The sequence below is a fragment of the Marinobacter halophilus genome (genome assembly GCF_003007685.1).
Lineage (GTDB): Bacteria > Pseudomonadota > Gammaproteobacteria > Pseudomonadales > Oleiphilaceae > Marinobacter > Marinobacter halophilus.
This window is the reverse complement of the sequence record NZ_PXNN01000012.1, coordinates 1-5,341: the sequence shown is the minus strand read 5'-3', so window position 1 is coordinate 5,341 and position 5,341 is coordinate 1. Positions and strand designations below refer to the sequence as shown.

The 5,341-nt window shown below is 53.9% G+C and carries 7 protein-coding genes; 4 read left to right on the top strand and 3 right to left on the bottom strand.

Annotation, left to right across the window (positions count from 1 at the left end; translation table 11 throughout):
- Window position 1 precedes the first annotated feature (1 nt).
- Entirely contained in the window at window positions 2-826 is an 825-nt protein-coding gene (locus C7H08_RS09855; protein WP_106670922.1) for a MipA/OmpV family protein, read from the bottom strand.
- Window positions 827-1,255: 429 nt separating this feature from the next.
- On the opposite strand from C7H08_RS09855, the gene C7H08_RS09845 reads away from it, so the two are divergent.
- From C7H08_RS09845 to C7H08_RS18240, 3 genes are all read left to right on the top strand, one after another.
- The gene (locus tag C7H08_RS09845; RefSeq protein WP_106671582.1) at window positions 1,256-2,092 is read left to right on the top strand and encodes a DUF6544 family protein; all 837 of its coding nucleotides are present in this window, start codon (window positions 1,256-1,258) and stop codon (window positions 2,090-2,092) included.
- Window positions 2,093-2,234: 142 nt separating this feature from the next.
- On the top strand, window positions 2,235-2,537 hold the full coding sequence (locus C7H08_RS09840; RefSeq protein WP_106671584.1) for a M23 family metallopeptidase: 303 nt from the start codon (window positions 2,235-2,237) through the stop codon (window positions 2,535-2,537).
- A 191-nt stretch (window positions 2,538-2,728) separates the two neighbouring features.
- The gene (locus tag C7H08_RS18240) at window positions 2,729-2,896 is read left to right on the top strand and encodes a hypothetical protein (protein WP_207768307.1); all 168 of its coding nucleotides are present in this window, start codon (window positions 2,729-2,731) and stop codon (window positions 2,894-2,896) included.
- A gap of 461 nt (window positions 2,897-3,357) precedes the next feature.
- Here the strand turns inward: C7H08_RS18240 and C7H08_RS09825 are convergent, their stop codons facing one another.
- Entirely contained in the window at window positions 3,358-3,987 is a 630-nt protein-coding gene (locus tag C7H08_RS09825; RefSeq protein WP_106671581.1) for a DUF938 domain-containing protein, read from the bottom strand.
- 51 nt (window positions 3,988-4,038) lie between these two features.
- On the opposite strand from C7H08_RS09825, the gene C7H08_RS18550 reads away from it, so the two are divergent.
- The gene (locus C7H08_RS18550) at window positions 4,039-4,224 is read left to right on the top strand and encodes a cold shock domain-containing protein (RefSeq protein ID WP_373284856.1); all 186 of its coding nucleotides are present in this window, start codon (window positions 4,039-4,041) and stop codon (window positions 4,222-4,224) included.
- A 75-nt stretch (window positions 4,225-4,299) separates the two neighbouring features.
- On the opposite strand, the gene C7H08_RS09815 is transcribed toward C7H08_RS18550, so the two are convergent.
- Window positions 4,300-5,124 carry a MipA/OmpV family protein gene (locus C7H08_RS09815; protein WP_106670922.1) on the bottom strand — a complete coding sequence of 275 codons (825 nt, stop codon included), beginning with the start codon at window positions 5,122-5,124 and terminating at the stop codon, window positions 4,300-4,302.
- Window positions 5,125-5,341 lie beyond the last annotated feature (217 nt).

The following is a 5,341-nucleotide window of genomic DNA, read 5'->3' as shown; positions in this document are numbered from 1 at the left end:
ATCAAAAAACATAAATGAAGCCAACACCGATCTCCGCTTCATAATTATTCCGAGATATGGGGCTATCTGAAACGTCACTCCCATAGACTTCGTAAAGAGCCTCACCGAAGATCTGCCAGTTTTTGTTCAAGTAATTTCGATAGTTAATATCGACACCAAAGGATCTATACCCGCTATCAACATCGGTTTCTGGAAGACCTGAATCTATGGATTGCCGTGTGGTCACACCAAAGTCCCGGTTGGCTAACTTACCATCGTGGAAAGTGACAACAGCGCCAACTTCCCAGCCAGTGCCGTTAGGTTGGCAACCCAAACATGTTCCTGCGCCGAAAATCCCCAGCGTACCGATTTCTCCTGTTAATACACGGCCATCCAAAAAGTAACGCCAATCTTCTGCAAGGGCATGACGCACTTCCAACAGCAATGTCACCCCAGAACTCGATTCGCCTAACCCATCCAGTCTGCCATCTTTTGAATCACCTTCTTCACGGCCTTCTTCGTAGCCTACAGAGGCTTGAAACAACCAGGTGTCCTTGGCCAATGTGCGCCACCCAATTGCCTCACCTGCCCAGAAAAAAAGGTGGTCACCAGTTCGCCACTGAACACCCCCAGCCGGGTCGATCTCAAAATCGAATTCGTCCGAACCCTCATAAGCAGTCTCGTATTCAACGCCCAGCCCAAGCCCAACGCCCCAGCCATCGCCATTCGTAAAATCGTCGATAGAAGGAAGCGGAACGAGAGGGGTTCTCGCCTCCGTCGCATTTACCGATCCAAAACATGAAGCAGCACCAATAAATGTGACGGCTTGAAGGACTATTTTTTTCATGATTTTTTTACCTACGAAACAGGAGGTAGTGTTACGACTTACTCATCATTATGGATGATTATTTTTAAGTCGCACTGCAGCGCTTTCGTTATCATCGTTCCGCGCGCCCGGCGGTAATTTGGTATTCTTCCCGAAAACCTCAAAAGTAATCTTGCTGGAACCCGACATGTTTAAGCCCAGTTGTTACAGCTGCCGGAAAAAGTTTGAGCCGTCTGCGTTGCGGGTTTCTTACTCAAAGAATTACTGCGAGGGGTGCGGTGTTGGGCTGTTTGGTGAGGACTACTTCAGCTTTCCCAAAAAGCCTGCCCCAACTACCCGGAAGAACCTGATTGTCCATTGTGCCGTGATTCTTTTTGGAGCTGCTTTCTTTGCGTTATGGCTGTCGATTAGCGGGTTGTGACGGCTCGGGCCTATTGAGGACGTTATCTAATGACTGTGACAGCCTTTTTGCTTGGATTTCTGATTCTGACTGGGCTGGCGCTGTCGGCCTGGCGGCACCTGGATCACCGGACGGACCGCAAAGCCATGCGCGGGCTTGTAGGCGCGCAGCCAGTACAGCCCTCGGTCTTTACCGCTGAGATGATCGCCGATCTGCCGGAACCGGCACGGCGCTATTTTCTGTATACGATTGAACCCGGTACGCCGCTTGCGACGGTCGCCCGCATCAGTATGGCGGGGCGCTTCGGCATGGGTGACCGGGACAATCCCAACTACCTGGACTTCGAGGCAACTCAGGTGTTGGCCGTGCCTTCCGGATTCGTCTGGAAAATGCGTGCGCGGCGGGGCCTGATGAGGCTGTCCGGTTCTGACAGCCAGCGGTGGACGCGGTTCTGGCTGATGGGTTTGCTGCCCGTTGCCCGCCTTGGCGGAGATCAGGACCATACCCGTTCGGCGTTTGGCCGCTATGTCGCCGAAGCCGTATTCTGGACGCCAGCGGCGCTGCTGCCCGGCCCGGGCGTTACCTGGGAGAGCCTGGCTGCCGATCAGGCGCGGGTCACCGTGGAGTATCGCGGCCTGTCACAGTCCGTGGATCTCAAGGTGTCGGCAGACGGCCAGCCCATTGAGGTCAGTTTTCAGCGGTGGAGTAACGCCAATCCCGAGAAGCAGCACCGGTTGCAGCCTTTTGGCGGATATCTCTCTGAGTTCCGGTCGTTCGACGGGTTTCGTTTGCCGACGCATGTGGAAGCTGGCAATCATTTCGAGACGGACCAGTATTTCCCGTTTTTTGTAGCGGACGTGAGCGATGTTGAGTTTCCCCGTGGGTAATTCCGGCGTTACCGGACCGGTCTCGTTCTTCTGGTTCTTTGGTGGAACAGGAAAGAGGCCTGACCGATGTCCTGGATGGTAATGCTCACACAGGTTCTTCTACCGCTGGCGCTGCTGGCGTGGTTGGCATTTTACCCGGCGTATGGCTGGCAACTACGTTGCTATCAATTGCGGGGGGGTTTTCGCGATTCTTGCGCATTTACGCCAGGGCAGCATTGCTGTTGCAACTGGAGACAGGATAACAACCGGTGACTTGCTGGGACAGATGGGCAACTCGGGAAACAGCTCGGAACCGCACTTGCATCTGCATGCCCAGAAAGGACTGCCGGAGGAAGCTCCCGCTGCCCGGTCTGCGGGAACGACTTGGGTAATGCTGTATTTGCGCGTGAACATGGTCCTGCGGTTCAGCCAGACGATGACAAAGGCAATCAGCGTAAAGAGATAGGTGTCGTAGGGCTGGGCATCGGGCCAGACGGGATTGATGAGGATGAAGTGAAACAGCGCGGGGAGGAAAAGGCTGCCCCGGGACGCATTGAAGAGCGGCGTGACAATAACGCTCAGGGCGATGGTGCCGGTAAAGAAAGGCAGGAATGACCATGCACTTTGCTCGGTGCCGCTCAGCAGGAACGCCGGTGTGTGCCAAAGGCCCCAGATGACGCCAATAATGAGGGCCGCCCAGACCGCAAGATAGAACAGAGGGTGCTGGCCGGTAATTTCACCGAACAGGCCAACCATAGTCTCCGGGAGAAAGATAAAGGCAGCCAGAATTCCCCAGGCGATGCCGAAGGTCAGTACCAGGAATAAGATCATGGCACGAAACGGGATGGCATCGGGTTGCGTGATTTTATCTCGAGAGCGCATTGTCCTGTGTCCCTGACTTTAAGCTAAGTGCTTAGTTTCCCTTTTTGAATTTTGCTTTGCAGTTGCCGCTCATGCACATCGTGCAGTAGTGCTCACGGTCTTCGTGTTTGTATTTCATAAGATAGTTCGCGAGAAACCCCATCTTTCGAGGTGGGGAGGAATAGCTTGTCGGCGCAAGCTGCGGCGTTTGTCAGGCCATCAAGCCCCGGTTGGAAAAACTCTCCAGCGAGGAGTTCCCGCGACTGGTTACCGCTTACATTGATTCCCAGGGTGTTCTCCATCGGTGATGTGCGGGCTGCGCTGGAGCGGCCTTATGGGCTTTTGACTTAACGCCAGGTCTGAAAAACAGTTGGATTGCAGGAGTCATATTCACGGTGTTTCGCGGCGACATGGTTTTGACCAAGTCAGGTATCCCGCTTCATTCTGATGGCTTGCCGGGCACGCCCGAAAACCAACATCTCGTTATTCGCCGGCATGGCGTAGTCTTCTCGCAGCACCAAACCCACAGCTTCGGCCAGCACCGTCAAATTGTCGATTTCGCGGATGCCCATGTGGGGCACGTTGGATTTCAGTGACTGGTCAAACGCCTGGTTGCTTTCGCTGGTGAATTTGCCTTGGTGCTTGAACGGCCCGTACAGGCAAAACGCGCCGTCTTCTGGCAGGCCTGCTCCGACGCCCTGGAACATCTGTTCCACTTCTGTCCACGCCATGATGTGGGCGGTGTTGGCCGAGAACGCCCATCTGAATTCCTGTGAGGGCCAAGGGGTGTTGCCCACGTCCAGCTCAAGCATGGGGAGAATGCTGGGCAGTGCGGCCTGTTCCAGGCGGTCAACCGCCAGGTGCGCGGCCCCGGGGTGGTCCGTTGGTTGCCACTGCACGTGCGGCATGGCTGCCGCGAAGTGCACGGCGTGCTGCCCGGTGCCGGTGCCTATCTCCAGCACGATGCCCGGTGCGCTGAAGATCTCGCGCAGTCTTTCCAGTATGGGGCCTTTGTTGTTTTCACAGGCTTGGGAAAAGGGCAGGTGGGTGGTCATCAGTGAGTCTCTCCTTTTCCTGGAACGGTATCATAAAACGGTGTTCTGCCCATGGGCCGATATAATGGGGCGCCTTTAACCATTGCAGGGACAGGTACATTGAATCAGAAAGGATTACTCACGGCCTGGAACGACGCCAAGGGCTTTGGCTTCATTACGCCGGAGGGCGGCGGTGAACGGGTGTTTGCTCATATCAGCTGTTATGCAGGCCGCGGCTGTTGTGCTGGTTTTTTTTAGCCTTCTGGCAGGCCTGTTCCATCGAGGTTATCTGCCGGTCTCGATCCTGGCTGCCTATGGCGGGGTGAGCCTGGATCAAAAAACATAAATGAAGCCAACACCGATCTCCGCTTCATAATTATTCCGAGATATGGGGCTATCTGAAACGTCACTCCCATAGACTTCGTAAAGAGCCTCACCGAAGATCTGCCAGTTTTTGTTCAAGTAATTTCGATAGTTAATATCGACACCAAAGGATCTATACCCGCTATCAACATCGGTTTCTGGAAGACCTGAATCTATGGATTGCCGTGTGGTCACACCAAAGTCCCGGTTGGCTAACTTACCATCGTGGAAAGTGACAACAGCGCCAACTTCCCAGCCAGTGCCGTTAGGTTGGCAACCCAAACATGTTCCTGCGCCGAAAATCCCCAGCGTACCGATTTCTCCTGTTAATACACGGCCATCCAAAAAGTAACGCCAATCTTCTGCAAGGGCATGACGCACTTCCAACAGCAATGTCACCCCAGAACTCGATTCGCCTAACCCATCCAGTCTGCCATCTTTTGAATCACCTTCTTCACGGCCTTCTTCGTAGCCTACAGAGGCTTGAAACAACCAGGTGTCCTTGGCCAATGTGCGCCACCCAATTGCCTCACCTGCCCAGAAAAAAAGGTGGTCACCAGTTCGCCACTGAACACCCCCAGCCGGGTCGATCTCAAAATCGAATTCGTCCGAACCCTCATAAGCAGTCTCGTATTCAACGCCCAGCCCAAGCCCAACGCCCCAGCCATCGCCATTCGTAAAATCGTCGATAGAAGGAAGCGGAACGAGAGGGGTTCTCGCCTCCGTCGCATTTACCGATCCAAAACATGAAGCAGCACCAATAAATGTGACGGCTTGAAGGACTATTTTTTTCATGATTTTTTTACCTACGAAACAGGAGGTAGTGTTACGACTTACTCATCATTATGGATGATTATTTTTAAGTCGCACTGCAGCGCTTTCGTTATCATCGTTCCGCGCGCCCGGCGGTAATTTGGTATTCTTCCCGAAAACCTCAAAAGTAATCTTGCTGGAACCCGACATGTTTAAGCCCAGTTGTTACAGCTGCCGGAAAAAGTTTGAGCCGTCTGCG

What these genes read in the sequence shown, in the direction of transcription:
- C7H08_RS09855 (WP_106670922.1), bottom strand. Translation starts at nt 826, where the DNA reads ATGAAAAAAATAGTCCTTCAAGCCGTCACATTTATTGGTGCTGCTTCA.
- C7H08_RS09845 (WP_106671582.1), top strand. Translation starts at nt 1,256, where the DNA reads ATGACTGTGACAGCCTTTTTGCTTGGATTTCTGATTCTGACTGGGCTG.
- C7H08_RS09840 (WP_106671584.1), top strand. Translation starts at nt 2,235, where the DNA reads ATGGCTGGCAACTACGTTGCTATCAATTGCGGGGGGGTTTTCGCGATT.
- C7H08_RS09825 (WP_106671581.1), bottom strand. Translation starts at nt 3,987, where the DNA reads ATGACCACCCACCTGCCCTTTTCCCAAGCCTGTGAAAACAACAAAGGC.
- C7H08_RS18550 (WP_373284856.1), top strand. Translation starts at nt 4,039, where the DNA reads ATGGGCCGATATAATGGGGCGCCTTTAACCATTGCAGGGACAGGTACA.
- C7H08_RS09815 (WP_106670922.1), bottom strand. Translation starts at nt 5,124, where the DNA reads ATGAAAAAAATAGTCCTTCAAGCCGTCACATTTATTGGTGCTGCTTCA.